The sequence below is a fragment of the Gibbsiella dentisursi genome (genome assembly GCF_039539505.1).
In the GTDB taxonomy this organism is placed as follows: Bacteria; Pseudomonadota; Gammaproteobacteria; order Enterobacterales; family Enterobacteriaceae; genus Gibbsiella; species Gibbsiella quercinecans.
The window spans coordinates 2,186,280-2,210,699 of sequence record NZ_BAABDG010000002.1 but is presented as its reverse complement, the minus strand read 5'-3'; the positions used below and the strand labels follow the sequence as shown (position 1 = coordinate 2,210,699).

19 protein-coding genes are annotated in these 24,420 nt (G+C 59.9%); 9 read left to right on the top strand and 10 right to left on the bottom strand.

Features of this window, described 5'->3' with window-relative positions; all coding sequences use genetic code 11:
* The first annotated feature begins 33 nt into the window (after window positions 1-33).
* From ABFX35_RS10455 to ABFX35_RS10445, 3 genes are read left to right on the top strand one after another with little or no spacing between them, the layout of a single operon-like run.
* On the top strand, window positions 34-2,313 hold the full coding sequence (locus ABFX35_RS10455; protein WP_346080725.1) for a TonB-dependent receptor: 2,280 nt from the start codon (window positions 34-36) through the stop codon (window positions 2,311-2,313).
* Window positions 2,314-2,317: 4 nt separating this feature from the next.
* Window positions 2,318-5,074, top strand: coding sequence for an exo-rhamnogalacturonan lyase family protein (locus ABFX35_RS10450; RefSeq protein WP_346080723.1), 2,757 nt, complete (start codon window positions 2,318-2,320; stop codon window positions 5,072-5,074).
* A gap of 37 nt (window positions 5,075-5,111) precedes the next feature.
* Window positions 5,112-5,813 carry a DUF6250 domain-containing protein gene (locus ABFX35_RS10445; RefSeq protein WP_346080721.1) on the top strand — a complete coding sequence of 234 codons (702 nt, stop codon included), beginning with the start codon at window positions 5,112-5,114 and terminating at the stop codon, window positions 5,811-5,813.
* On the opposite strand, the gene ABFX35_RS10440 is transcribed toward ABFX35_RS10445, so the two are convergent.
* From ABFX35_RS10440 to ABFX35_RS10400, 9 genes are all read right to left on the bottom strand, one after another.
* Window positions 5,800-6,729: a LysR family transcriptional regulator gene (locus ABFX35_RS10440; RefSeq protein WP_346080936.1), complete on the bottom strand. Its 930-nt coding sequence runs from the start codon at window positions 6,727-6,729 to the stop codon at window positions 5,800-5,802. The genes ABFX35_RS10445 and ABFX35_RS10440 overlap by 14 nt on opposite strands.
* 1,433 nt (window positions 6,730-8,162) lie before the next feature.
* Entirely contained in the window at window positions 8,163-8,960 is a 798-nt protein-coding gene (locus tag ABFX35_RS10435) for a class II aldolase/adducin family protein (protein WP_121555381.1), read from the bottom strand.
* Between the two features lie 53 nt (window positions 8,961-9,013).
* On the bottom strand, window positions 9,014-9,802 hold the full coding sequence (locus ABFX35_RS10430) for an ABC transporter ATP-binding protein (RefSeq protein ID WP_346080720.1): 789 nt from the start codon (window positions 9,800-9,802) through the stop codon (window positions 9,014-9,016).
* Window positions 9,796-10,794: an ABC transporter permease gene (locus ABFX35_RS10425; RefSeq protein ID WP_279026214.1), complete on the bottom strand. Its 999-nt coding sequence runs from the start codon at window positions 10,792-10,794 to the stop codon at window positions 9,796-9,798. Before ABFX35_RS10425 ends, ABFX35_RS10430 begins: the two co-directional genes overlap by 7 nt.
* Window positions 10,775-11,824, bottom strand: a complete 1,050-nt coding sequence (locus ABFX35_RS10420) for an ABC transporter substrate-binding protein (protein WP_095848245.1) — start codon at window positions 11,822-11,824, stop codon at window positions 10,775-10,777. Before ABFX35_RS10420 ends, ABFX35_RS10425 begins: the two co-directional genes overlap by 20 nt.
* A complete protein-coding gene (locus ABFX35_RS10415) occupies window positions 11,821-12,801 on the bottom strand; it encodes an ABC transporter substrate-binding protein (protein ID WP_346080934.1) in 981 nt (326 codons plus the stop codon). Before ABFX35_RS10415 ends, ABFX35_RS10420 begins: the two co-directional genes overlap by 4 nt.
* A gap of 46 nt (window positions 12,802-12,847) precedes the next feature.
* Window positions 12,848-14,038, bottom strand: a complete 1,191-nt coding sequence (locus ABFX35_RS10410) for an acyl-CoA dehydrogenase family protein (protein ID WP_346080717.1) — start codon at window positions 14,036-14,038, stop codon at window positions 12,848-12,850.
* A 24-nt stretch (window positions 14,039-14,062) separates the two neighbouring features.
* A complete protein-coding gene (locus ABFX35_RS10405; RefSeq protein WP_346080715.1) occupies window positions 14,063-15,145 on the bottom strand; it encodes an LLM class flavin-dependent oxidoreductase in 1,083 nt (360 codons plus the stop codon).
* Between the two features lie 173 nt (window positions 15,146-15,318).
* Window positions 15,319-16,206: a LysR family transcriptional regulator gene (locus ABFX35_RS10400; protein WP_346080713.1), complete on the bottom strand. Its 888-nt coding sequence runs from the start codon at window positions 16,204-16,206 to the stop codon at window positions 15,319-15,321.
* 110 nt (window positions 16,207-16,316) lie between these two features.
* On the opposite strand from ABFX35_RS10400, the gene ABFX35_RS10395 reads away from it, so the two are divergent.
* From ABFX35_RS10395 to ABFX35_RS10380, 4 genes are all read left to right on the top strand, one after another.
* On the top strand, window positions 16,317-16,916 hold the full coding sequence (locus ABFX35_RS10395; RefSeq protein WP_279026225.1) for a cysteine dioxygenase family protein: 600 nt from the start codon (window positions 16,317-16,319) through the stop codon (window positions 16,914-16,916).
* Window positions 16,917-16,918: 2 nt separating this feature from the next.
* Window positions 16,919-18,499 carry a rhodanese homology domain-containing protein gene (locus ABFX35_RS10390; protein WP_279026228.1) on the top strand — a complete coding sequence of 527 codons (1,581 nt, stop codon included), beginning with the start codon at window positions 16,919-16,921 and terminating at the stop codon, window positions 18,497-18,499.
* A gap of 45 nt (window positions 18,500-18,544) precedes the next feature.
* Window positions 18,545-19,501 (top strand): ABC transporter substrate-binding protein, encoded by a 957-nt coding sequence (locus tag ABFX35_RS10385; protein WP_279026229.1) that lies wholly within the window; start codon window positions 18,545-18,547, stop codon window positions 19,499-19,501.
* A gap of 787 nt (window positions 19,502-20,288) precedes the next feature.
* Window positions 20,289-21,374, top strand: coding sequence for an AraC family transcriptional regulator (locus ABFX35_RS10380; RefSeq protein WP_279026231.1), 1,086 nt, complete (start codon window positions 20,289-20,291; stop codon window positions 21,372-21,374).
* Here ABFX35_RS10380 and ABFX35_RS10375 read toward each other — a convergent pair.
* Window positions 21,369-22,268: an AEC family transporter gene (locus ABFX35_RS10375; RefSeq protein WP_279026234.1), complete on the bottom strand. Its 900-nt coding sequence runs from the start codon at window positions 22,266-22,268 to the stop codon at window positions 21,369-21,371. The genes ABFX35_RS10380 and ABFX35_RS10375 overlap by 6 nt on opposite strands.
* 177 nt (window positions 22,269-22,445) lie before the next feature.
* Between ABFX35_RS10375 and ABFX35_RS10370 the strand changes: the two genes are divergently transcribed.
* Both ABFX35_RS10370 and ABFX35_RS10365 read left to right on the top strand, forming a co-directional pair.
* Entirely contained in the window at window positions 22,446-23,366 is a 921-nt protein-coding gene (locus tag ABFX35_RS10370; RefSeq protein ID WP_346080711.1) for a LysR family transcriptional regulator, read from the top strand.
* Between the two features lie 120 nt (window positions 23,367-23,486).
* Window positions 23,487-24,410 (top strand): N-carbamoyl-D-amino-acid hydrolase, encoded by a 924-nt coding sequence (locus ABFX35_RS10365; RefSeq protein ID WP_346080709.1) that lies wholly within the window; start codon window positions 23,487-23,489, stop codon window positions 24,408-24,410.
* Window positions 24,411-24,420: the final 10 nt, after the last annotated feature.

Below are 24,420 nucleotides of genomic sequence, written 5' to 3'. Positions count from 1 at the left end.
GGAATAGGCTGTTTTAAACTCGGGGAAAATATAATGACTATTAATAACCGTTATTTTTGGCGCTATCCGCTGGCCATGAGCTGCCTGTTGGCGGTGCCGGTGGGCGTACAAGCGGCCCAGACAGCCGCAGAAGAACAAACGGCGGCGACCGCGGCCGCCGGCCAAGCGGTGCAGCTCAAACGCGTTAAGGTCAGCGCCGCACGCCCTCTGGTTCGCCAGCAAACCACGCTGTCTTCGCAGGTGGACGGCAAAACGCTGGAACAGGAGCGGTTGTATCGCTTTGAGGATCTGCCGCAGGCGGTGACCGGGATGGATATTGCCGCCGCCGATACGCTGGATACGCGCGTCACCATTCGCGGCATAGGCGACGGCGGCGGCAGCGAAATCAACATCGGTATGCCGAGCAGCGTCGGGTTGTTCCTGGACGGTGTGCGCCTGTCGCGCCCGGGCATGTTGGCCAACGATCTGTTGGATATTGACAGCGTAAACGTGTTGAAAGGCCCGCAGGGCACCCTGTACGGCTTTAACACCACTGGCGGCGCGATAGATATCCGCAGCCGCAAACCCACCTTTACCCCGGAATATTCCCTGGAGCAATCAGTCGGCCAGCACGGCTATGTGCAGTCGAAGCTGATGGCCTCCGGTGCTTTGAGTGACACCCTGGCCGGGCGCATCAACCTGTCGCACACCGAAAGCGGCGGCTATGTCACCAACGTCGAAAACGGCCACAAGCTGGGCGGCAGCAATAACAGCGGCGTGCGTGGGCAGCTACTTTGGCAACCGCAGGATAACGTTAACCTGCGCTTTATCGGCGATTACAGCAAAGCGACCAGCTACCCGGTGATGTCGTTAGTCGGCACCCATGCGGTGAATGGCACCGACGGCTTCTTAACCCGGGCGCAGGCGCTGGGCGTGAAGGTGGTGGAAGGGCGGAAAGTGGCGCTGGACGACGAATCGAAAAACCGCGTCACCCAGGGCGGCGCGGCACTGGAGGCCAATGTGAAGCTGGAGAACGGCTTTGCGCTGCATTCGCTGTCATCCTGGCGTTATTTCCGTTTCCTGCCGCAAACCGCCGATGCGTTAAATATCCCGCTGTATGCCAACAGCGGCGCCGACGTGCGCGATCGCATCTGGGAACAGCGTTTCTGGGTTGACTCGCCGAAAGGCGGCCTGGTGGATTACACTCTGGGCGCTGATTATTGGGGCGAAAATATGGACACTTTCGCGCACGATTATTACGACGGCGGCAGCCAGGTGACGAGCTGGTACGGCAACACCAGCAACACCGGGAAATTCGTCCAGCGCTTTGGCGAGCTGAACGACAAGGCGTTCTCGGTCTATGCCAACGGCACCTGGCACCTGGGTGACAGCCTGGATCTGGTCACCGGCGTGCGCCAAACCTATGAGAAAAAGACCGGCTCCTTTAAGCGCATCAATAAAAACGATTTTGACTCCGGCGATCTGGCGCAAACCAACCACCTGCCGGCGGCGACCATCAGCGCCAACTGGTACGCCACGCCGAACGTTACGCCTTACCTCACCGTGGCCTATGCCGAAAAAGCCGGCGGGCTGAATATCTCTTCCGGCGCGGCGGCCAAGGCGGGCCTGGGCTCGTTATACATCGAGCCGGAAAAAACGCGGGCGGTTGAGCTGGGGGTGAAAACCCACTGGTTCCAGCGCAAGCTGGAATGGAATACGGCGTTGTTCTGGAGCGAAGTGCGTGATTTCCAGACGACCGCCTATGACGAAGAAACGCTCAGCAGCTACCTGATCAACGCCGGGAAGTTCCGCTCGCGCGGTATCGAATCGCAGCTCTCGGTCTACCCGGTTGAAGGGTTGAGCCTGAGCCTTAACGGCACCCTGCTGGATGCCTCGTACCTGAACTTCACCAACGCCAAATGCCCGGCGGAAATCTCGCTGCAGGCCGGCGCCCCGGCCACCTGCGATCTGACCGGCCAGCGGGTGTTCAACTCGCCGCGCCTGAGCTACAACGCCCGTATCCGTTATGAATGGAACACCTTTAATAATCTGCAGGCGTTCGTTTCCGGCCAGTGGTCGTGGCGCAGTTGGGCGTACGGCACCGTGGACAACTCGGCCTACACCCGCATTCCCGCCTATGGCGTGCTGAACCTGGCGACCGGCCTGAGCGGCAAGCAGGGCGATCACGGCTGGCATGTCTCGCTGTGGATGAAAAACGCGTTGGATAAAACCTACTACCGCGTCATGAAATCCGGGGATTACGGCTCGGCCTATGGTTCGCTGGGCGATCCGCGCATGGTTGGCCTGACGGTAGGCTATGACTTTAAAGGATAGTGTAATGCGCAATCTTCCTTACTCTCGGCGGCACTTTTTGCGCGACAGCACCTTGCTGACCCTGGCGCTGCCGCTGTGGAAATCGGCTACTGCGGCGGCGCCCAGCCATGCCGGGGCGGCGGCAACGCCCCACGCGGTGCAGTTACGTTGGCTGGAGGGGCAGCCGCCACGGGCGCTGAGCGGCGTCACCTGGGGCGCCCCCTGGCCGCAAGGGGCGGTGCCGGCGGGAAGCGGCTTTTTACTGCAGGACGGGCAGCAGGCATACCCGTTGCAGAGCTGGCCGCTGGCCTGGTGGCCGGATGGTTCGGTGAAATGGTCCGGCCATGCGCTGGGCGCCGCCACGCCGCGCGCCGGGGCACTCACTCTGCTCCCCACCGCCGCCGAGGCCGCGCCGCAGCGGAACCTGGCGACGGCAACCGAACAAGGCTGGCTGGTCGATACCGGGCAGATGCGCTTTAGCGTCTCCCGCAGCGGGCGGTACCTGATTGACGAGGTGTGGCAAAACGATCGCCTGGCGCTCACCCGCGGGCGGCTGGTGCTGCGTATCCAGTCCGGCGATGAGGCGGAAGGCACGCACAGCGTGGCGGCGTTTCAGGGGCAGGCGGGATCCGTCACCCTGGAACAGAACGGGCCGCAGCGGGCGGTCATCACTCTTCGCGGCAGCCATCAGCAGGATGAAAATAGCCGGGTCCCCTTTATCGTGCGCCTGTATTGCTATGCCGGTTCATCCTCTTTCCGGGTAGTGCATACGCTGATCTACGATAACGATCGGCCGCAGCAATCCGTGAAGGGCATTGGGCTGGCCTTTGATGTGCCGTTGCAGGGCGAACTGCACGATCGCCATGTGCGCTTCGCCTCTAACGAGGGGGGCGTTTTCGCCGAAGCGGTGCGCGGCCTGACCGGGTTGCGGCGCGATCCTGGCGCCCAGGTTACGCAGGCGCAGCTAAGCGGCAAGGCCACGCCGCCGCTGGCGGACTTTGCGCCCCAGGTAGCGGCCGGCCTTGGCTACATCCCGGCGTTTGGCAGTTACCGGCTAACGCAACACCACCCCGACGGCTACCAGATCCACAAGCGCACGGAGGCGGGGCTGGGCTGGCTGCTGTCAGCTACCGGTAGCCGGGCCGCCGGCGTGGGCTATCTTGGTTCACCGCAGGGCGGGGTGGCTTTCGGCATCCGCAACTTTTGGCAAAGCTACCCGGCTTGCCTGGAAATCGCCGGGGCGCATCAGCAACAGGCGACGGTCACGCTCTGGCTGTGGTCGCCGTGGGCGGAACCGATGGATATGCGCGCCTGGCACGGTGAAATGGGGCTGACAACCTTTAAAGCCCAGCGGGAAGCGCTGGATATCACCTATGAAGATTACGAACCCGGCTTTGATACGCCGCACGGGGTGGCGCGCACCAGCGAGCTGTTTATCGACGTGCTGCCGTCAACGCCGGATAACGCCGCTTTCGTGGATATCGCCCGGCGTATCCAGCAGCCGCCGCTGCTGGTGGCGAACGCCGAAGACCTCTGGCGTGCACGGGTGTTTGGCCCGGTGTGGGCGCCGGCCAGCGCCGTGAGCCCGCGCCATCAGGATCTCGCCGCGCAGTTGGCGTGGTATTTCGATTTTTACCGCCAGGAAGTAGAGCAGCGCAAATGGTATGGCTTCTGGGATTTTGGCGATGTTATGCATACCTACGACAGCGATCGTCACGTCTGGCGTTATGACGTCGGGGGCTACGCCTGGGATAACTCCGAGCTGAGTACCGATCTGTGGCTATGGTACTACTTCCTGCACAGCGGCCGCCCGGAGGCCTTCCGCATGGCGGAGGCGATGACGCGCCACACCGGCGAGGTGGACGTTTATCACCTGGGGCGTTTCAAACCGCTTGGCTCCCGGCACAACGTCCGCCACTGGGGCGACAGTGCCAAACAGCTGCGCATTTCCACCGTGGCGAACCGCCGCTTCCTGTACTACCTCACCGCCGATGAGCGCATCGGCGAACTGATGGATGAACAAATCGAAGGGGTGCGCACCCTGCGCGACGTGATGCCGGGGCGAAAGATCGGCCAACAGACGCCGGACGATCCTAAGCGCATTAGCCTCTATTTCGGCACTGACTGGAGTGCGATGGCCGCCGCCTGGCTGACGGCCTGGGAGCGGCATGGTGATCCACAGATGCGTGAACGCTTGCTGAAAAGTATGCGTTCGATCGCCGCCCAACCGCACAGCTTCTTTACCGGCCTGGCAGAGATGGATCCTGATACCGGCGTATTCGCCCCCGCTGGGCCGGAACAGCTGTTTATTTCCCACCTGAGCGCGGTGTTTGGCCTGGCGGAAATTTGCAGCGAGCTGCTACAACTGCTGCCGGACGAGGGCTTTACGCACGCCTGGATGGATTATTGCCGGTTATATAACGATCTGCCGGCGCTGAGCGCGTTCGTCGGCAAGCCGGTGAAAAAGCTCAACCTGGTGCAGGGCCACGCTCGCCTGACCGCCTTTGCCGCCTGGCATCAACAGGATAAAACGTTGGCGGCGCGCGCCTGGCGGGAGTTTTTCAGCGGGGAAGGGGGGATTGTGCAACCTAACACCACCACCCGACTGATCCGCCCGCCGGCGGTGCTGGCGCCGTTGCAAGAGGCCGGGATTGACTCCTCCATCGACAAACGCTCGGGCAGCACCGGCGACACTAATCTTGCCACCAATGCGGTGGCGCAGTGGGGGCTAACGGCATTGGCGCTGCTGGCGCTGTTGGATGCCCCGGTGCCTTCCCACTAACACATCCGCGCCGACAGGCTTATAACAGGAAAAAAACATGACGGAATTAAACACCGCTGTGCAGCAGCCGGATCCGGGCGAGCCACAGGAGATTGACTGTTGCCCTTCTTCATCACCCAAGGCTGAACACCAATACCTTTTGCGTTGGGCGCCCGCGCCGGCGGCGATGCCCTGGCATTGGCGGGTGGAGCAGGAGGATCCGCAGCGAACGTTGGTGCAGGCCGAACCGGGCCAACTGACGTTGGAGAGCGCCGCCGGCCTGACCGTGTGGCTGGATCACCCCCTTTCCGGCGCCTACCGCATTCGTTTTGTGCGTGAAGTGCAGTTGGCCGGGCGGCCCTACGATCGGCTTTCCGATCTGAACCAGTTTTGGGCGGCGCGCGACCCGGCAAACCCTAATCTGTTCACCCGCAGCGGCGTGTTGAATGAATACGACGATCTTGATCTTTACTATGTGGGGATGGGCGGCAACTGGAACAGCACCACCCGCTTTCGCTACTACAACGGCCGCGGGCAGCGCCAATTGCTCGGTGAGTTTACCGACGCCCAACACCTGCTGCAGCCCAACCGGCAATATGAGATTGTGATCGAGGTGGGCAGCGGCGGCACCCGTTTTCTGGTGGATGGCGAACCCTATTTCCAGGCGCGTTATGCCGCACCGCCCGCCGCGGGTTATTTCGGCTTCCGCACCGTGTGGTCGCGCCAGGTGATTACGGATTTCGCCATCATGCCGTTGTAGCCGCGGCCGGGTTGCCGTGCAGATCTTTATCGACCTGCACGAAGGTCGCCATCAGCGTTTGCGTCAGCCAGGGGAGCCGGGCGCCCGCCAGGGAGATGATGCCGTAATGGGTATAGAACTCATCGGTGTTGTCATCCAGCCCGGCGATTTTCAGCATGTGCAGGCCGTGCCGCGCCGGAGTTTTGAAATGGTTGGTGGTGCCGATGGCATCCGAGTGGCGGATCACGTCCAGCAGGCTGTAGCCATTTTCGCACTCGATGCTGGTGCGGATGTCCTGGCGGCCGCTCAGCTGCACCAGCGCCCGGTGCAGGTTCGGCGGGCGGATGGTGGCGGCCAGCGGGTAGCTGAACAGCTGTTCGACGGTGATTTCGTCAAAGGCCGCCAGCGGGTGCTGCTGCCGGCAGCAAAACCCCCAGCGGTGGCGGGTGAGCGGCTGCACCGTATAGCGGGCATCAAACTCAAAGTTGCGGGTATCGGCGACGATAAAATCAAATTTTTCCGCCAACAGCCCCTTGCCCAACGCCTGCCAGTTGTCCACCCGGAACACCAGGCGGATCTTCGGCGAGTGGCGCGAAAAAGCGCCGATCACCTGGGGCATCAGCCATGCGGCGGGCGCCGGGCCGCAGCCAAATTGCACTTCGCCGGCCTCTTTTTCACTGAAGGCGGCGATGTCGTTGAGCAGATCTTGGCTCTGGTGGGTTAAGCGCCGGGCGTGCTCCAGCACCACCAGGCCTTTACGGGTGGGTTCCAGATCGTTATGGCGGTCGATCAGCCGGGCGCCCACGTTCTGCTCCAGTGCCTGAATGCTGCGGCTGAAGGCCGACTGTGAGATCTGCATCGCCTGCGCGGCGGCGGTGAAGTTGCGATGTTCAATCAGGGCGATAAAGTGGCGCAGTTGGCGTAGATCGATATTCATCATCGGATGTTATGCACAAGTGTGGGAGTTAGCGCCCAGACTAGCGGGCTTTCCACCAATAAAAAAATAATAGATAACTTTTTTATATTCCTTTTAGCTATACCTAAAATAATTTGGGTGACGGGGGAGAAGGCTTGGGGGGATTGAGACAATTCCCTTTACGCTGGTGGCGGCAGAGTATTGTTTCGGCAACGTTCTTTGCCCTGACCGAGAGGGTTTCGGTCGCTATAACTCGGTCGTTTTTTGTCGCACCGCAGCCCGCGCCCGAGTAAGGGGCCGATGGCGCGGCCCCTAACGACCCCGCGCCTGCGCCATATCAGGCGGCCGCTGCGCGGCTGCCCTCACTGTGTCACTGCGCATCAACGGCCGGCTACGACAGGCGTCCCTGCCTGTCTCGCCTGAAACCGCCGTCCTGGCGGTTTCGCCTATGCTACGTTCCGCCGTTCGGCGCCTTCAATGGCTTTCACACCCGTGCTCCACTCACCACATAAATCGTCTTTGAAATTGAATAAATTAGCCCATGTCAAAATTGGTGGTTAGGTTGCCCGGTGGCGATAGATTGGGGGGGACGTTTAGCGCGCATCTTGGGCTGCCGAGCAAGGCACCGTTGCCAGGGGCAATCGGCCACGGACGGTCGATTGAGGCGAGACAAACAGGGATGTTTGTCGTAGCCGACCCGTCCGGCGACGGGGACGCGGCGAGGGTACCCGCGTAGCGGGCAGGCCATGTTAAGCGCAGGCCGGGGTGTCGGGGCCGGGCCTTCGGCCCTGACAATTGCCGTGTACGATTGCCGCAAAGAAACACAGTATGATTAAGGCAATTCCCTTTACGCTGGTGGCGGCAGAGTACTGTTTTGGCAATGTTCTTTGCCCTGACCGAGAGGGTTTCGGTCGCTATAACTCGGTCGTTTTTTGTCGCACCGTAGCTCGCGCCCGAGTTAGGGGCCGTGGGCGCGGCCCCTAACGACCCCGCGCCTGCGCCATATCAGGCGGCCGCTGCGCGGCTGCCCTCACTGTGTCACTGCGCATCAACGGCCGGCTACGACAGGCGTCCCTGCCTGTCTCGCCTGAAACCGCCGTCCTGGCGGTTTCGCCTATGCTACGTTCCGCCGTTCGGCGCCTTCAATGGCTTCCACACCCGTGCTCCACTCACCACATGAATCGTCTTTGAAATTGATAAATTAGCCCATGTCAAAACCGGTGGTTAGGTTGCCCGGTGGCGATAGATTGGGGTGTTGACGTTTAGCGCGCATCTTGGCCTGCCGAGCAAGGCGCCGTTGCCAGGGGCCTTCGGCCCTGACAATTGCCGTGCGCGATTGCCGCAAAGAAACGCAGCACGATTAAGGCAATTCCCTTTACACCGATGGTGGCAAAGGGTGGTTTTATCAACATTCTGCGTGCTTCTTGGCCGCGGCATTTCGCATCACAGTACCGTTATTGGTGATAACTGGCTAACCCACTGGCCTCCAACTGACGGATGGCCGCCGCCCAGTGTTTTTGCGTGATCTCATCCGTGCCGCTGCGAAAACGCGCCGACTGTGCCTTGACCTTTTCGATCGCGGCCGGCGGCGCGTAGTGCAAATTGTCCCGCCCACCGGCGAGCGCCGCCACCTGAATGTTGCAGGCGCGCTCCAAACCGTGCAGCTCTCGGAACGCGTGCTCAATGCTCACGCCGCCGGCCAGCAAACCGTGGTTGCGCAAAATCATCACGTTGCTGTGGCCCAGATCGTTAACCAACCGGTCCTGCTCATCCAGATCGAGCGCGACGCCTTCGTATTCGTGATAGGTAATCCGTGAATAATAAGCCAGCGCATGCTGCGACAGCGGCAACAGCCCGTCTTTTTGCGCCGATACCGCTGCGCCGTCTTTGGTGTGGGTGTGCAGCACGGCTTTCAGATCGGGCCGGGCGCGGTGTATGGCACTGTGGATCACAAAGCCGGCCTGGTTAATGCCCAGCCCGGTGGGATCGGCAATGATATTGCCGTCCAAATCGATTTTCACCAGGTTGGAGGCGGTGATTTCACTGAACAACAGGCCGTAGGCGTTAATCAGGAAGTGCTCTTCCGCGCCCGGCACGCGCACCGAGAAATGGGTATAAATATGATCGGTCCAGTGATACAGGGCCGCTAACTGATAGGCGGCGGCCAGCTTAACGCGCACCTGCCACTCTTCCTGGCTGACGCCGTTTTTTACCTCGCCGGTATTGGCGGTAGGGATAGACACCAAAGACATAACAACTCCCGTTAACGGTGGTTTGATAAGTGTTGGCCGCGACTGGCGCTCGATTACCAATCGATCTCTTGGCCCAGTATTTTCAATATGTCCTGCCGGCGCTGAATCAGCAGCGGATCGCCCCGGTGGCGCGGATAGGCCAGCGGCACCGCAAACTGCGCCAAAATCCGGCTCGGGCGCGGCGAAAGCACGATCACCCGATCGCACAGCAGCAATGCCTCTTCGACGTCATGCGTCACCAGCAGGCTGGTATAGCCCTGGCTCTGCCAGAGGTTAATCAATTCGCGCTGCATACTGATGCGGGTCAACGAGTCCAGTTTGCCCAAAGGCTCATCCAGCAACAGCAGGCGCGGCTCGTTGAGCAGGGCGCGTGCCAGCGCGGCGCGTTGGGCCATCCCGCCGGAAAGCTGTTTGGGGTAGGCGTTGGCGAACTCGTTCAGGCCAATACGGCTGATCAATCCGTCGGCCTTTTGCTCCTGGCCATTCAGCCCCTGCGCCTGCGGCCCGAGCAGCACGTTCTGCCGCACCGTCCGCCACGGGTAAAGCGTGGGATCCTGGAAAACCAGAATGCGTTCGGGGCTGGGGGCGCCGAGCGGCTGGCCGTCGGCCAGCAGGTGGCCGGTTTGTAGCGGCTCCAGCCCGGCCAGCAGGCGCAGCAGGGTGGACTTGCCGCAGCCGGAAGGACCCAGCAGCGCGACGCTTTCGCCGGCGGCAATGCTTAGGCTGATGTTGTCCAGCACGGCGATTTCCCGTTTCCCCAGGGTGAAGCTGTGGCTGACGTTCTGCACGTCTATCGCTGTGCCCGTGGCGTTTATCCGCGCCTGGGCGGCTTGGGCTACCATTTCATCACTCCTTTTTGCCAACTGAGCAGGCGATCGCGCACGAAAAACAGCAGGCTGATCAGCCCCGAGCACAAAAAGGCCATCACAATCAGCGCCGCATACATATTTGGGTAGGCGGCCCAGCCCTGCGCCCACTGCAAATAAAAGCCGATGCCGGCCTTCACCCCGACCATCTCCGCCACGATCAGCACCGAGAAAGAGGCGCCCAGCCCCATAAACAAACCGACGAAGACGTTCGGCAGGGCGGCGGGGATTGCCACGTGGAAAATCAAAAAGCGCTGGCTGGCGCCCAGAGTGCGCGCCACGTCGTAATAGGCTTTGTCGATGTTAGCGACGCCCGACCAGGTGAGGACGGTAACCGGAAACCAGGTCGCCAGGGCGATCAGAAACACGCTGGCGCCGAAGCTGCTGGGGAAGATAAACAGGCACAGCGGCAGTAACGCGGTTGAAGGCACTGGCCCCAGAATGCGCAGTATCGGATGCACCCAATAGCCGATTCGCTGCGACCAGCCGATCGACACGCCGCTGATAAAGCCGACCAGGGTGCCGATCACCACCCCCAGCAGCAATAACGATAACGAGTGGTACAGGCTGTTTAGCAGACGCGGCCAGTCGGTGAGGTACACCTCAATCAGCGCCTGCGGCGGGGCGAAGAACGGCAGCGGCAGCGCGCCGGTTTTCACCGTGAGCAGTTCCCACAGGCTGAAAAACAGCGGCAGGGCGATCAGCCATTGCCCGGCGCGCTGCAGGCGTTGCCCACGGCCTTGCCACTGCCGGTAGCTGAGCGCCAGCGCCAACAGCGCCACGCCCAGCGCCAGTTGCAGCCCGGCCCACGCCTGGCTGTATGGCCATTGGCGGTTGACGTTGGGCCAGTAGGTGGTGATAAGCCCGGCGGCCAGCCAGGCCGCCGCCGCCAGCAGGCCGGTGAGCCAGATCCGCTGGCCGGCGATTTTTTCGCGTTTCACGGTTCGATCAAGCAAATACGTTGGCATAGATGCTCTCCGCAAATTGGTGGGCGTCGGTACTGGGCTTAATCACCTGGACCAACTGCAAATCGCTGACGTACTGCGTCAGCTCTTTAACGAAGGCTTCGCCCACCGCGTGGTGGCCGTGCGCCTGGCCGTGCAGAATGCCGGCCACTTCCTTGACGTTGGTGTTCAGCGCGTGGGCCATAAAGGCATCGGCAACGCTTTCCGGGTGCTCCGCCGCGTAGCTGTGGGCATCCAGCAGCGCCTGGGTCAACGCCGCCGCCGCGGCTTTGTGTTCGCGGGCCAGCGAGCCGCTGACGCCGACCACGCAGCAGCTGAGGTTGGCGTACTCGCCGGTCATATTGCTGGCCAGCAGTTGGTATTTGCCGGTGTCCAATAAGCGGTAGCTGAACGGTTCGCTGCCGCTGATGGCGGCAATTTCCTGTTTATCCAGCGCCACGCTCAATAAATCGGCGGGATAGACCTTCCATTGCACATCGGCGATCGGGTCCACGCCGTGGCGTTTGAGCAGGATGGCAAAAAAATTCTTGTCGGGGCCGGCCATGTCGGTCACGCCGATAGTTTGCCCTTTTAGCTTTTCCAGGCTGGTAAAAGGGGCGTTTTTGGCGGTCAGCAAATTCAGGCAGCCGCCGTGGGTGCCGGCGGTGAGCTTCACGTCAAAACCCTGTTCCAGCGCTTTCAGCCAGCGCAGGGCCATACCGATGCCCGCATCGGCCTTGCCGGTGGCGATCGCTTCCAGCAGCAGATCGGTCGAGTTGCCGAAGTTGACGAACTCAACGTCCAAATTGTATTTGCTGAAGAAGTGCTGCTGCTCCGCCACCGTAACGGGGGCAATACACACCGCGCTCTGATTGATGGCGAGCTTCAACTTGTAAGGAGCCGGCAGGCGCAGCGCGTTGCCGTCTTCCTGATGCATGGCCGCCATATCATGGGCGAACAGCTTCGGCGAGATGCCGGCTAACACCGGTGCCGCCAGCAGGCTGCCGCCCAGGCTGAGGAATCTGCGGCGTGAATACTGGGCAATGTGTTTCATGGCTGACCTTCCTGTTGTGTTTGCGCCAGCGGCGGTACGCTAAAGCCGTTATCAAAGGTGTGGGTAACGTCAAGCGGTTGCCGGATCAGCCCGTTAGCCTGATAAAAATCGGCGGTGGCCTGCTGTTGGCGCACGGTTTGATCGTCAATCTGTTGCCAGCGCAGTTGGCGGCTGGCGAACTGCTCGCGTGCGATATCGGGTGGGAACTTAATGATTTGCCCCAGCGTTTTGCCGTAGCTGTCGAGATTGGCATAGGCCCAGCGCTCCGCCTTTGCCAGGCGGTTGAGATAATCCTGCAGCGCCTGGCGTTTGGCGCTATCGCTGAGCGTGGCATCGGTGGCCGCCAGGAAGGTATTCCCCGGCAGCAGGCCGGTGCCGCTGACCAGTACATGCCCTTGCCCGGTTTTAACCAGTTGAGTGGTGTAAGGCTCCCAGGTGGCCCAGGCGTCGACCGAGCCGCTAAGTAGCGCCACTTTGGCGTCCACTGGCCCTAAAAAGACCCACTGCACGTCGGCGGCGGACAGGCCGGCCTGTTGCAGCGCCTTCAGCGCCACGAAGTGGCCGATCGAACCTTTGCCGGTGGCGATGCGCTTGCCTTTCAGATCTTGGCCGCTTTTCAGCGGCGAGTTCTCGCCCACCAGTACTGCGGTGCCCGCCGGATTACTTTTATCCACCGCGACCGCTTTAACCGGCGCCCCCTGCGCAAGGGCAAACAGTAACGGCGCATCGCCGATAATGCCGACGTCGACCGCGCCGGCGTTCAGTGCTTCGGCAAGTGGGGCGGCGGCGGGGAACTCGGCCCATTTGATATCGTAAGGCAGGTTAGTGAGTTCGTTGGCCGCTTCCATTTGTGAACGCATACCGCCTTTTTGGTCGGCGATATGCAAGGTAATACGCGCGTCGGCGGCCAGCGCCTGGCCAGCCAGGCCAATAAGCAGTAAAGCACCCAGAGTCTGTTTAATACGCAACATGTTCATCATTTCCTTTGGTCTAAAGCGGTGTTGCCAAAGCCCGTGCTCTGCGTCAGCGGGCGGTTGATGCGGGTGTGCCGCTGCCTAATGCCGCTTTGCCGGCGTTAATCCACGCGCTGTCGTTTTGCGGGGTATGCACCCGGCCGCACAGTACGTTGCGGTAGTGGCGTTCCAATGGGTTGTGGCGCGTCAGGCCATGGTTGCCGGTCAGCGCCAGCGCTTTTTCCACCGCATTTACCGCGTTTTCGGTGATGGTGACTTTCGCCAGGTTGGCCTGTTCGGTGGTGAATGCCTGCGCCGCCGCCTGGCGCAGCAGGCTTTGGTTCACCAGCAGCAGGCCATCGATTTGCCCGATGTTTTCCTGCACGCGCGGCAGGCTGGCTAACGGCGCGCCCAGGCTGGCCGGCACGCGTTGTTGCAGCCAGGCGATCAGCCAGCGGCGCGCCGCCTGCGCAATGCCGTCATAGATGGCCGGCAGCAGGGCGGTGTGGGCATTGGCGGCGGCCTGGATCTGCGCCGTATCCGGCGCCGGCGGTCGATCGGCCGGGTAAGTCCCCACCACATGGCTCAACGGCACCGCCACGTTGTGCAGTATCACCTCGTGGCTGCCGGTGGCGCGCATCCCCAGGTGATCCCAACTGTATTTAATGGTGATGCCCGGGCTATTGCGCGGCACCAGCCAGGTGCCCACCTGCGGGTTGGCGTCATCGCTGCGTGCCCAGATCGCCAGCCAGCTTAGGCCCTCAATCCCGGTGGTATAGAGCTTGTGGCCGTTGAGCAGCCAGCCTGCCGGCGTACGCGCCGCCACGGTGTGGGGCAGGCCGCCGCGCGCCGGGGAACCTAACTCTGGCTCCACCCGCAGGCTGTTGATCAACGCCCCGTGCTGCACCGCGCTTTGGCTGATGGCGCAGCGCAGCGCCTCCGGCCAGTCGGGATTGGCGGCCAGGCGCAGGTGGTGCAGGTACTGCATGCAAACGATCAGCGCCGTGGACGGTTCGCCCTGTGCGATGGCGCTGATAACCTGCTGCAGGGTGGCAAGGCTGGCTTCGGCGCCGCCGTAACGCTGCCCGCAGGCCAGCCCCAACAGGCCATGCGCCTGTAGCCAGGCCAGATTGGCGTGTGGGAATTCGCCGCTGCGATCCAGCGCCGCGGCCTGTTGCGCCAGTTGCGCGGTGATCTGCGCCAGCGGCGGCTGAATGTGCCGTTGGTGCGCCAGTGGGCGGGTAGACCAGACAGAGCTCATGTGGGGTGCCTCTTCCGTTGGCCTTCAGGCGCTTTGCCTGGCGGCGCGCTGGGCGATTTTGGCACGGGCGATCGGCAGCAGTTCTTTGCCGTATTCCTGGGCGTCGTTGAGCGGATCGAAACCGCGGATCAGGAAGTTGCGCACCCCCAGATCGTAGTAATCGAGCAGGGCGTCGGCCACTTGCTCCGGGGTGCCCACCAGCGCAGTGGAGTTGTGCCCGCCGCCGAACAGCCTGGCGATACCGGTCCACAGGCGTTTATCCACCACTTCGCCCTGCGCCACGGTTTTCAGCAGACGTTGAGCGCCCACGCTGTTGGGTTTGTTCTTATAGCCCACGCCGGTTTTTTCGGCATGTTCGGTGGCGACATGCAGGATCTCTTTAGCCTTTTCCCAGGCCTGCGCTTCGGTGGCGGCGATAATCGGCCGGAATGACACGCTGAAGTCGATTTGACGTTGGTGTTTGGCCGCTTCAGCCCGCACGCGCTGGATGGTTTCCTGGGTTTGCGCCAGCGATTCGCCCCACAGGGCAAACACGTCGGCGTGCTTGCCGGCCACGGCGATCGCCGCGTCTGATGAGCCGCCGAAAAAGATCGGGATATGGGGTTTTTGCAGCGGTTTTATCGCCGAAAAGGCCTGTTCGACCTGATAGAAATCGTTATGGGCATCGAACGGCCGTTCCTCGGTCCAGACCTGGCGCACAATATCTAAAAACGCGTCGGTGCGGGCATAGCGCTGATCGTGATCGAGGTAGTCGCCGTCGCGGCGTTGCTCTGCGTCGTTGCCGCCGCTAATGATATGCACCGCCAGGCGGCCGCTCAGCAGGTGCTCCAGGGTGGCGAATTTGCGCGCCGCCAGGGTCGGCGCGACGAAGCCCGGCCGGTGCGCCAGTAAGAAATTGATTTTCTGGGTAGAAAGCCCGGCCAACGCCGTGACCAGAAAGCTGTCGGGTTGATCGGACCAATGGCCGACCAGTAGCCGGTCAAAACCGGCGGCCTCGTGGGTTTGCGCAAAGCGCACAATGTAGTCGCGGTCAAATATCGGGCCTGCCGGGGGGATGATTTCCGAAGACAGACGGTGGCCGATCATGCCTAAAAATTGGACGCTCATTAGAACTCCTTGCCAGGACGCGTGATAGGGTTTGGCTGCCGGCCAAATGTTGGGCGATAAGCAGCGTGGTTTTTATACCCTATACGCGATGTTCTAATGATTTAAATGCATTTTTATCATATATTAATATGCATAAAGTTAATTATGATAATAATTGATTGTTTTTCATCGAATTAACTACGCAGTTCTTGCACGATCCTCTCGGCAAAAAAGGTGGTGGGGCGTTGCAGGTTGCCCAGCCCCAGGCTGCTGACCTGCCATAGTTGCACCTTCGGCTGAAAATCGGCCAGCTCAACAATGGCGATATCGTCCCGGTGCGGGCTGTGGGTTAACGCGGCCCTGGGCACCAGCCCAAGCCCCAGCCCCTGGGCCACTAGGCTGATTTGCAACTGGGCGCCGGCGGTTTCCACGTTGATTTTCAACCCCAGCCCCTGCGCCTGTAGGTCGCGGTTTAAGCCGGCGCGCAGGCCGCAGCCGTCGGGGTTCAATACCCAGCCGTAGTGGGCGCAGCCGCTGAGACGGGCGACGTTGAGGTTTAGGCTTTTGCCGGCGATCACCACCACTTCCAGCGGGCACAGCGCCTTTGCCACCAGGCTGTCATCGAAGCTTTGTTGCGCTGGCCCCATGGCGAGCAGGCTGTCCAGCTCAACGTTTTCCAGGCGTTTGATCAACTGCCCGCCCCAGCCGCAGACCACCTGCGGGCGCAACTGCGGGTAATGTTCGCCCAGCGCCACCAGCGCCGGCCGCAAGGCGATTTCACTTAGGCTTTGCGGGATGCCCAAGCGCAGCGGGCCGCTCGGTTCCGCATCCTGATTAAGCAGGCTTTCCAGCCGCTTGGTTTCGCGTTTGATCGTCAGGCACTGTTCATAGACGCGGTGGCCGATGGCCGTCAGTTTAAGCGGTTTGGTTTGGCGATCCAGCAGCGTGGCGCCCAGGCTTTGTTCAAAGCTTTGCAGACGGCGGGTCATGGCGGATTGGCTGATGCCAAGGTATTCCGCGGCCTGGTTAAGCGAAGCGAATTGCACCACCGCCAGCAGTGCGTCAATGTCGTCTGTACGCATGGAAACTCTCTTTATGTGTATTTTGCATTTTAGTTTATTACAAAAATGCATTTAAATAATAAAAAGTTCTTTGTTAGCGTGATAGGCACTGCTTCAGACAGGAAAGCCCTATGACAACGCCATTACGCTTAGACCGTTTACGCGGGTTCATTGAACAATTGGCCCAACTGCATCAACAGCCGCTGGGCGATGCGGCGCGGCTGGAACAGGCGGCGCAGTTGCTGGCCGAACTGGTCAAACAGGATGACTGGCTGGCCGAAGAGTACGCCCGCCCACACCCTAAACATTATCAGCAGTACCTGCTGCACGTTGATTCCGCCCAGCGCTTTTCCATCGTCAGCTTCGTTTGGGGGCCGGGGCAGGTCACGCCGATCCATGATCACCGTGTGTGGGGGCTGATTGGCATGCTACGCGGCGCTGAAATCAACCAGCGTTATGTGCTCGACGGCCAGGGCGTGCCCCAGCCCGAAGGCGGCGCCGAGCGGTTAACCGCCGGGCAGGTGGCGAAACTGTCCGAACAGGACGGCGATATTCACCAGGTCAGCAATGCGTTTAACGATCGCGTTTCGATCAGCATTCATGTGTATGGCGGCAATATCGGCGCCGTTAAGCGTGCGGTGTATGGTGAAAGTGGCGCGGTGAAGCCCTTTATCTCCGGTTACTCCAACACTCAACTGCCTAATATCTGGGACCTTTCTAAGGAAGTGTAAGTATGCCTGCCTTTATTTACCGTGATTTTTCCACCCTGCGCGCCGCGTTATTGGCCCGCCAGGAGTTGGCGCTGATCGATGTGCGTGAAGAAGCCGAATTTGCTGAAAGCCACCCGCTGTTTGCCGTGAATATCCCGCTAAGCAAGTTGGAGCTGGAAGCCTACCGGCGTATTCCGCGCCGCAGCACCCCGATTACCGTCTATGACAACGGCGACGGACGGGCCGAACAGGCGGCAAAGCGGCTACAGCAGTTCGGCTATGGTGATGTTGCCCTGCTGGCCGGCGGCCTGGCGGGCTGGCAAGCCGGTGGCGGCGAGCTTTTCCAGGACGTGAATACGCCAAGCAAAGCCTTTGGCGAACTGGTGGAAAGCCGCAGGCACACGCCATCGCTGACTGCGCAGCAGGTTAAGGCCCTGATCGATCAGCATGCCGATGTGGTGATCGTCGATGCGCGCCGTTTTGATGAATACCAAACCATGAGTATCCCCACCAGCACCAGCGTGCCGGGGGCGGAGCTGGTGCTGCGGATCAAGGCGCTGGCGCCGGATCCCAATACGCAGGTGATTGTTAACTGCGCCGGGCGCACGCGCAGCATTATCGGTACCCAGTCGTTAATCAACGCCGGCATCAGCAACCCGGTGGCGGCGCTGCGCAACGGTACGATCGGCTGGGGGCTGGCGGGGTTTGCGTTGGAAAGCCAGCAGCAGCGCCGCTACCCGGACGGCGCGGAGAATCTGGCGCAGGCGCAGCAACAGGCGCAGCGGGTGGCGGATGCGGCCGGTGTGCGGCGCATTGACCGCGAGACGCTTGGGCTGTGGCGGCAGGATGCGGTGCGCACCACCTATCTGTTCGATGTGCGCAGCCCCGAGGAGTATCGCGCCGGGCATCTGCCGGGCAGTTACAACGCGCCCGGCGGGCAACTGGTGCAGGAAACGGATCACTATGCCAGCGTGCGCGGCGCCCGCGTGGCACTGGTGGATGATGACGGCGTGCGCGCCAACATGAGCGCCTCCTGGCTGGCGCAGATGGGCTGGGAGGCGGCGGTAGTGGGCGGGCTGACCGCCGCTGACTTTACCGAGCCGGGCGATCCGGCGGCACAGCTACCGCCGCCGCCGCCGGCGGATGAAATCACCCCGGCGCAGTTGGCCGCATTATTAGAGCAGGAAGGCACGGTGCTGCTGGATTTCACCACCAGCGCCAATTACGTTGCGCGCCATATTCCCGGTGCGCATTGGGTTATCCGTTCGCAGCTGCCGTTGGCGTTGGAAAACCTGCCGCCGGCCAAACGCTATGTTCTGACCTGCGGTAGCAGCCTGCTGGCGCGCTATGCCGTGCCGGAAGTGGCCACGCTGACCGGCAAGCCGGTGCAATTGCTTGCCGGCGGCACTCTGGCGTGGATCGCCGAAAACCGGCCGTTGGCAAAGGGCGAAGGGCAGTTGGCCGCGCCGCGCATCGACCGTTATCGCCGCCCGTACGAAGGCACGGATAATCCGCGTGAAGCGATGCAAGCCTATCTGGACTGGGAGTTCGGGCTGGTGGAACAGCTGGCGCGTGATGCAACCCATGGCTTTACAGTGCTCTGAATCACCAGACGATACGCATAATCATCACCGGCAAAGAGGAAAAGTATGGCGCCGTTTTCTGTTTTACTTAGGGCCGTGGGGCTGAGCGCCACGTTATTGACGGCATCGCTGGCGCAGGGGGCGATCGGCGACGCTAAACTGGTGCTGGGGGATCAGGCACGCGGATTACGCAGTTTGGTTGAGGCCGCGGGCGTGATGAAAGACGCGCCTTATCAGTACCAATGGGCCAATTTCCAGGGGGCGGCGCCGTTGTTTGAAGCGCAGCGCGCAGACGCCGTGGATACCTCCTATGCCGGGGATTTGCCGGTATTGATGGCGGCGGCGGGCGGAGTGGATTTTAAGCTGATTCAGACCAACGTCGGCTATGGCCAGTCTAACGGGATTATTGTGCCGAAGGATTCACCGTTGCACAGCGTTCAGCAGTTGAAAGGGCAAACGGTGGTGGTTTCCTCGGCGCGTGGCAGCATCTCGCAAAACTTGCTGTACGCGGCGTTGCAGGAAGCCGGGTTGCAGCGGGAAGATGTGCAGATTCAGTTCGTGATGCCTACCGATGCCAGCGCGGCATTCAGTACCGGCAAAGTGGCGGCCTGGGCGGTTTTTGATCCCTATTTGGGCGTTGCGGAGCAAAGCGGTGCGCGCCTGCTGCGCGATGGCCAGGGGTTAACCCCGTCGCTCGGTTTTTTGACCGCCACTACGCGCTCGTTGGCCGATCCAGACAAGCGGGCGGCCATCAAAGACTTTGCCGAGCGCGTTGCCAGGGCGCGGCAGTGGGCGATCGACCATCCGGCGGAATATGCCAAGGTTTACGCCCAACTGACGCGTTTGCCGCTGGAAACCGCCCGGCATATTGCGGATCGCACGTCAAAGGGCGCGCACAGCGTTAATCAGCAGGACATTAATGTGCTGCAACCGGTGGCCGATCTGTTTTATCAGTTAAAGATTTTGCCGAACCACGTGGATGTTAGTCAGTTGATCGACAAGGAATTTACGCCGGTGAAGTAAATAGCGTACCGGTCGCGGGCAGTGGCGGAACAGGAAAAGCCCGTGTTGTAGCGGCCGGAATAATCGCTTTATCACCTTTATTATGCCGGCCGAAATGTATTGAATAGCGAGATCTTCTTTTTTTTCTTCTCGGGTTTATTAATGACATGCTTTTTCGTATTTGGATGTGAGAATAAAAACTGCATATAGAAATAGCTAACAGAAGAATTGCGATTGTCATCATGAACATATTATTACCTATAATATTGGTATGTGTTTTTTAAATAAAATAAACCCAAAGTAATTCGAACCGCTGCTAAAAAACGCGTTTGCATTTTTGGACAGCGTTAGCGCTGGCCTCGTAGGGGGAGGCCGTATGGCCGAATCACGCGGCAATGCAGCGGCGCGGCCCAAAGATGGGCCGATTAATAAAACCAATACACCTGAAATGTAAAATCTGTTGGCTATAAAATGCCTAAAATCCTCTGCTCCTAAAGCCAGGTTATTTTTAATGTTCTATGACTACTTGGTTTTAGCCTATCGTGCTATGGTAACGAATGTTTATAATATGTTAATAGGTCGGTGGGCATATTTTCCTCTTTTCGGCGCAGCCTGCACCATTACTCGGCCCATCAATAGTAAGCACAACGAATGGCCGGAAAAATGTCTGCTGGCCTCATTGCTTGTCTGTCATCGTCAGAATAAGAAAATTCTCATTTCCCTCTTTTCCCCGCAGAGCTTTTGTGTAAATTTCTTACTTTGGCTGCGGCCTTGGTCTTTTATCAGAACGTATCCGTAAAGAGATATTATGAGCCAACCTTTTATTAAGCCTAATAACAAACGGTTTTTGCCGCGCTCTGGCCGGCTGTACCAACTGCAGACGGTCGATGCGCAGGGCATCGCACCGGAACAGCGGTTTGAGATCCTGACTGGCAATCTCAAGCCCTATGGGATTGATGTTGTGAACAACCAGCGGCCGGACGCTATCATCGCCTGGCACCATAGCATTTCGGGCGTTCATGGGGATTTCTGTTCCGCATTGGGTTCTGTGAACCACAGCCGGTTTGATCCGCATCAGGCCTACGCCGGCAGCTTGTTTATTTCATTATTATTGCAGGGCAGCGTGAGGTTAACGGGGGAAAAAGTAACAGAAAATAAAGATATTGGCGCTGGTTCGCTGGCTTTGGCGCTATACGAAAGATGCAAGCCGATTATTTACGATAGCAATAACGTTAAGCAACTTTACCTTATTTTGCCGTATGCGAAAGCGCGCGCGGCGTTTGGCGGTGGCATTGACGATCTGATATTGCCGCTTGATGCGCACCCTTTGGCGCCATTTATTCGCTCCCAAATGTTGTTGCTGGACGCACATGCGGCACGCCTGGCGACAAAGGCCATTGCCAGCATTCTGGATGGGCTGCACAGTATGGCAATATTAATGCTGGCGGATATTGGCAAGCAACGTGGAAATTATACGGATAAGACCAAGGCTTTTATTTATATTGCCGCGCAGAGTTATATTGAGCAGCATTACGCGCGTATGGATTTAACGCCGGATATTATCGCACAGGCGTTACATTGCTCACGTTCCAGCCTGGACAGGGCTTGTCTTGAACAACATACGTCGGTAATGAAACTGCTGCACGAGGTGCGCCTGAATGCGGTTAGGTACAAACTGGAAAACAGCGCTGAAGAACGCATTGAGACAATTGCTTATCAGTGCGGTTTCAGTAACCCCAGCGTATTAAGCAAGCTGTATAAATTGCGCTTTGGCTTATCACCAAAAGCCTGGCGCGAAGAATATATAACGCCCATTCCGGCGCGCGCCAATAGCGAACGCTATGCATTGCTGCATTCGCGCTCGGGTTTGATTCAGCATCGCGGCGGGTCATAGCAGGGTGTTGATCCACATCCATAGCGGCAGCGTCGCCATCGACAGTAGCGTCGTCAGGCAAATGGCCGAACTGGTTATCTGGCTGTCTTGCTGCGATCGCGAGAACCCCAGCACGTTGACGCCGGAGGGGTTGGCGGCCATCAGCACCAATACCCCGCGCGGCAGGCCGCTAATGCCCAGCAGCATACATACCAGCAGGACCAGCAGCGGCATAGCGGCCAGCTTGGCGGCGGTGATGCCGACCACATAGGCGTTGGGGCGCAGCCGATAGCCGGAGAGATTGGCGCCGAGGACGATCAGCGCGCAGGGCAACGCCGCCTGCGCCAGCCAGGTCGCCAGTTTCATACTCCAACCCGGCAACACCAGGCCGGACAAATTAACCACCGTCCCCAACAGCAGCCCGACGATCATCGGGTTGGCGAGGCTGGCGATCAGTACCGCGGGTTTAAAGGGCTCGCTGCCGGCAAGGCAGCTATACAGGCTTTGAAAGCTGAACAGCAGCAGGCTGTGGACGGCCAGTACGGTAAACAGCAACACCAGCCCGGCGTTGCCATACAGCCCGGCCACCATTGCCAGGCCGATCAGGGCATTGTTGGAAAAAGAGGCTGTCAGGCCGAACGGGGTCGGGTGGCCCAGGCTGCGATGGGTGAACAGATTGACCACGGCGAAAATAAACAGCGCGGGCACAAAGTAGGCCGCCAGGATCCTGGTGTCCAGGCCGTCATGCAGCGGCGCGTTAACCATCCCGGTGAACAGAACCATCGGCATAAACAGCTTAAAGGCCAGGCCAGCCAACGCTTGGTTGGCATGGGTATCCAGCGCCCCGCGGCGAGCAAGAATATATCCCAGAATGATCAGCAGAAAGACGGGCAGAATGGTTTGCGACACGCTCACAGTAACAGGCTCCGATAAAACACTGGCGAACGCTATTATTACCGGAGCCTCTCGCCGCTGTCAGCGCAATTTTCTCTGTGTTATCCCCCCTGGCATACTAATTGCTAACACCCTATAACCTGGTGTTAAGCGTATCTGGTGGTGCGCCCGCCGTTCATTCCTGGGAGGTGAAATCGAATGCAGTTGCTTAATCTGCGTCAGATTGAGGTATTTCGCGCGGTCATGATCACCGGTTCGATCAACGGCGCCGCGCAACTTCTGTATGTATCGCAGCCTGCGGTCAGCCGCATGCTGTCCCACACCGAGGCGCGTATTGGCTTCCAGTTGTTCGAGCGGGTTAAGGGGCGGCTATATCCTTCGCCGGAGGCGCGCTGCCTGTTTAATGACGTTGAGTCGGTGTATCGCGATATCCAGCGGGTCAATACCACGCTGCACAATCTGGTGCAGCAGCGCCACGGCGTGCTGCGCATCGCCAGTAGCCCCAGTCTGGGGCATCAATTGGTGCCGGACGCCATCGGTGCTTTCCGGCAGTGCAATGACGAGATCCTCGTCAGCCTGGAGTGCCTGCGGCATATGCTGTTGCGCGAGCGGTTGCTTGAGCAGCAGGCAGATCTCGGCATTTCGCTGTTCCCGATTGATCACCCCAATTTGCGCGTCGTTCCGCTGAGCTATATCCGGGTGAGGGTGGTGTGCCCGGCAGGCCATCCGATTACGCAAGTCCCGGCCGACGAATTGCCTGCCGCGCTGGCGGAGATGCCGTTTATCGGTTATTCCGCCGATACCCCGTTCCACCACTTTATGAAACAGGTTTTCGAACGGGTGGGCTTGCCTTACCGGGCGAGCATCGATGTCGATTCCCCGCACCACGCCTGTGCGCTGGTGAAAAACGGCACCGGTTTTTCGGTGGTTGATGAGATCTCCTTCCGGGCATCGGGTGCCGAGCGTATGGCGGTCCTGCCGATACTTAATGAAGAGCGCCTGACCATCAGCCTGGTGCACCGGCGCAATGAACCGCTGGCGCAATTTGCGCAGGTGTTTGTCGAGCATCTGCGCAGCGTGTTGGCCGAGAGCGGTTTTAACCTGTTCAACATGGATTAACTTCATGTTAAGCCAGCGCGACATATTGGTATACGACATGCGGCGCTGAACTTCCCACAATGGCCCTATGCAATGCAAAAGGGTTGCCGACACCGGGTCGGCCTTGTGGAGGAAGCGTGCATGCGCGAAATCGTAATTGGCGGTGCTCAGTTGGGCGCGATCCAGAAAAGCGACTCGAGAGAGAGTGTGGTCCAGCGGATGCTGGCGTTGCTGGAACAGGCGCGGCGGCAAGGGTGCGAGCTGGTGGTGTTCCCTGAGCTGGCCCTGACGACGTTTTTTCCTCGCTGGTATATGGAGGATCAGCGTGAAGTCGACGGTTGGTTTGAGCGCGAAATGCCGAATGACGTCACGCGGCCATTATTTGATTTTTCCCGTGAGCACGGCATCGCCATCACCTTTGGTTACGCCGAGCTGACCCCCGATGGTCACCATTACAACACTTCAATCGTTACCGATCGCCAGGGCAATATCGTCGGCAAATACCGCAAGGTGCACCTGCCGGGGCATGTCGAGTTCGATCCCCATCGTGATTTTCAGCATTTGGAAAAGCGCTATTTCGAACCGGGTGATATTGGTTTCCCAACCTGGGAAAACCTGGGGGCGGTGATGGGTATGTGCATCTGTAACGACCGCCGCTGGCCAGAAACCTATCGGGTCATGGGTTTGCAGGGGGTGGAGTTGATCACGCTGGGCTACAACACCCCTTCGGTCAATTCATTGCAACGCGGCGAAGGCGAAACGCAACGGCTGTTCCATTCCGAGCTCTGCATGCAGGCCGGCGCTTACCAGAATGCCACCTGGGTGGTTGGGGTTGCGAAGGCCGGCGTAGAGGATGGTTTTCCGCTAATGGGGGGCAGCGTGATTGTCGATCCCAACGGGTTTGTTGTGGCCAGAGCGAATGGGCAGGGCGATGAGCTGATTACCCATCGTTGCGATATGGATCTGTGCCAGTTTGGCAAAAGCACCATCTTCGACTTTGCCCGCCACCGGCGCATTGAACACTACGGCATTATCACCCGCCAGACCGGCGTTGAACGCCCGTAACCCGGAGATA

Coding starts and splice junctions, on each gene's coding strand:
- ABFX35_RS10455 (WP_346080725.1), top strand. CDS start 34: ATGACTATTAATAACCGTTATTTTTGGCGCTATCCGCTGGCCATGAGC.
- ABFX35_RS10450 (WP_346080723.1), top strand. CDS start 2,318: ATGCGCAATCTTCCTTACTCTCGGCGGCACTTTTTGCGCGACAGCACC.
- ABFX35_RS10445 (WP_346080721.1), top strand. CDS start 5,112: ATGACGGAATTAAACACCGCTGTGCAGCAGCCGGATCCGGGCGAGCCA.
- ABFX35_RS10440 (WP_346080936.1), bottom strand. CDS start 6,729: ATGAATATCGATCTACGCCAACTGCGCCACTTTATCGCCCTGATTGAA.
- ABFX35_RS10435 (WP_121555381.1), bottom strand. CDS start 8,960: ATGTCTTTGGTGTCTATCCCTACCGCCAATACCGGCGAGGTAAAAAAC.
- ABFX35_RS10430 (WP_346080720.1), bottom strand. CDS start 9,802: ATGGTAGCCCAAGCCGCCCAGGCGCGGATAAACGCCACGGGCACAGCG.
- ABFX35_RS10425 (WP_279026214.1), bottom strand. CDS start 10,794: ATGCCAACGTATTTGCTTGATCGAACCGTGAAACGCGAAAAAATCGCC.
- ABFX35_RS10420 (WP_095848245.1), bottom strand. CDS start 11,824: ATGAAACACATTGCCCAGTATTCACGCCGCAGATTCCTCAGCCTGGGC.
- ABFX35_RS10415 (WP_346080934.1), bottom strand. CDS start 12,801: ATGAACATGTTGCGTATTAAACAGACTCTGGGTGCTTTACTGCTTATT.
- ABFX35_RS10410 (WP_346080717.1), bottom strand. CDS start 14,038: ATGAGCTCTGTCTGGTCTACCCGCCCACTGGCGCACCAACGGCACATT.
- ABFX35_RS10405 (WP_346080715.1), bottom strand. CDS start 15,145: ATGAGCGTCCAATTTTTAGGCATGATCGGCCACCGTCTGTCTTCGGAA.
- ABFX35_RS10400 (WP_346080713.1), bottom strand. CDS start 16,206: ATGCGTACAGACGACATTGACGCACTGCTGGCGGTGGTGCAATTCGCT.
- ABFX35_RS10395 (WP_279026225.1), top strand. CDS start 16,317: ATGACAACGCCATTACGCTTAGACCGTTTACGCGGGTTCATTGAACAA.
- ABFX35_RS10390 (WP_279026228.1), top strand. CDS start 16,919: ATGCCTGCCTTTATTTACCGTGATTTTTCCACCCTGCGCGCCGCGTTA.
- ABFX35_RS10385 (WP_279026229.1), top strand. CDS start 18,545: ATGGCGCCGTTTTCTGTTTTACTTAGGGCCGTGGGGCTGAGCGCCACG.
- ABFX35_RS10380 (WP_279026231.1), top strand. CDS start 20,289: ATGAGCCAACCTTTTATTAAGCCTAATAACAAACGGTTTTTGCCGCGC.
- ABFX35_RS10370 (WP_346080711.1), top strand. CDS start 22,446: ATGCAGTTGCTTAATCTGCGTCAGATTGAGGTATTTCGCGCGGTCATG.
- ABFX35_RS10365 (WP_346080709.1), top strand. CDS start 23,487: ATGCGCGAAATCGTAATTGGCGGTGCTCAGTTGGGCGCGATCCAGAAA.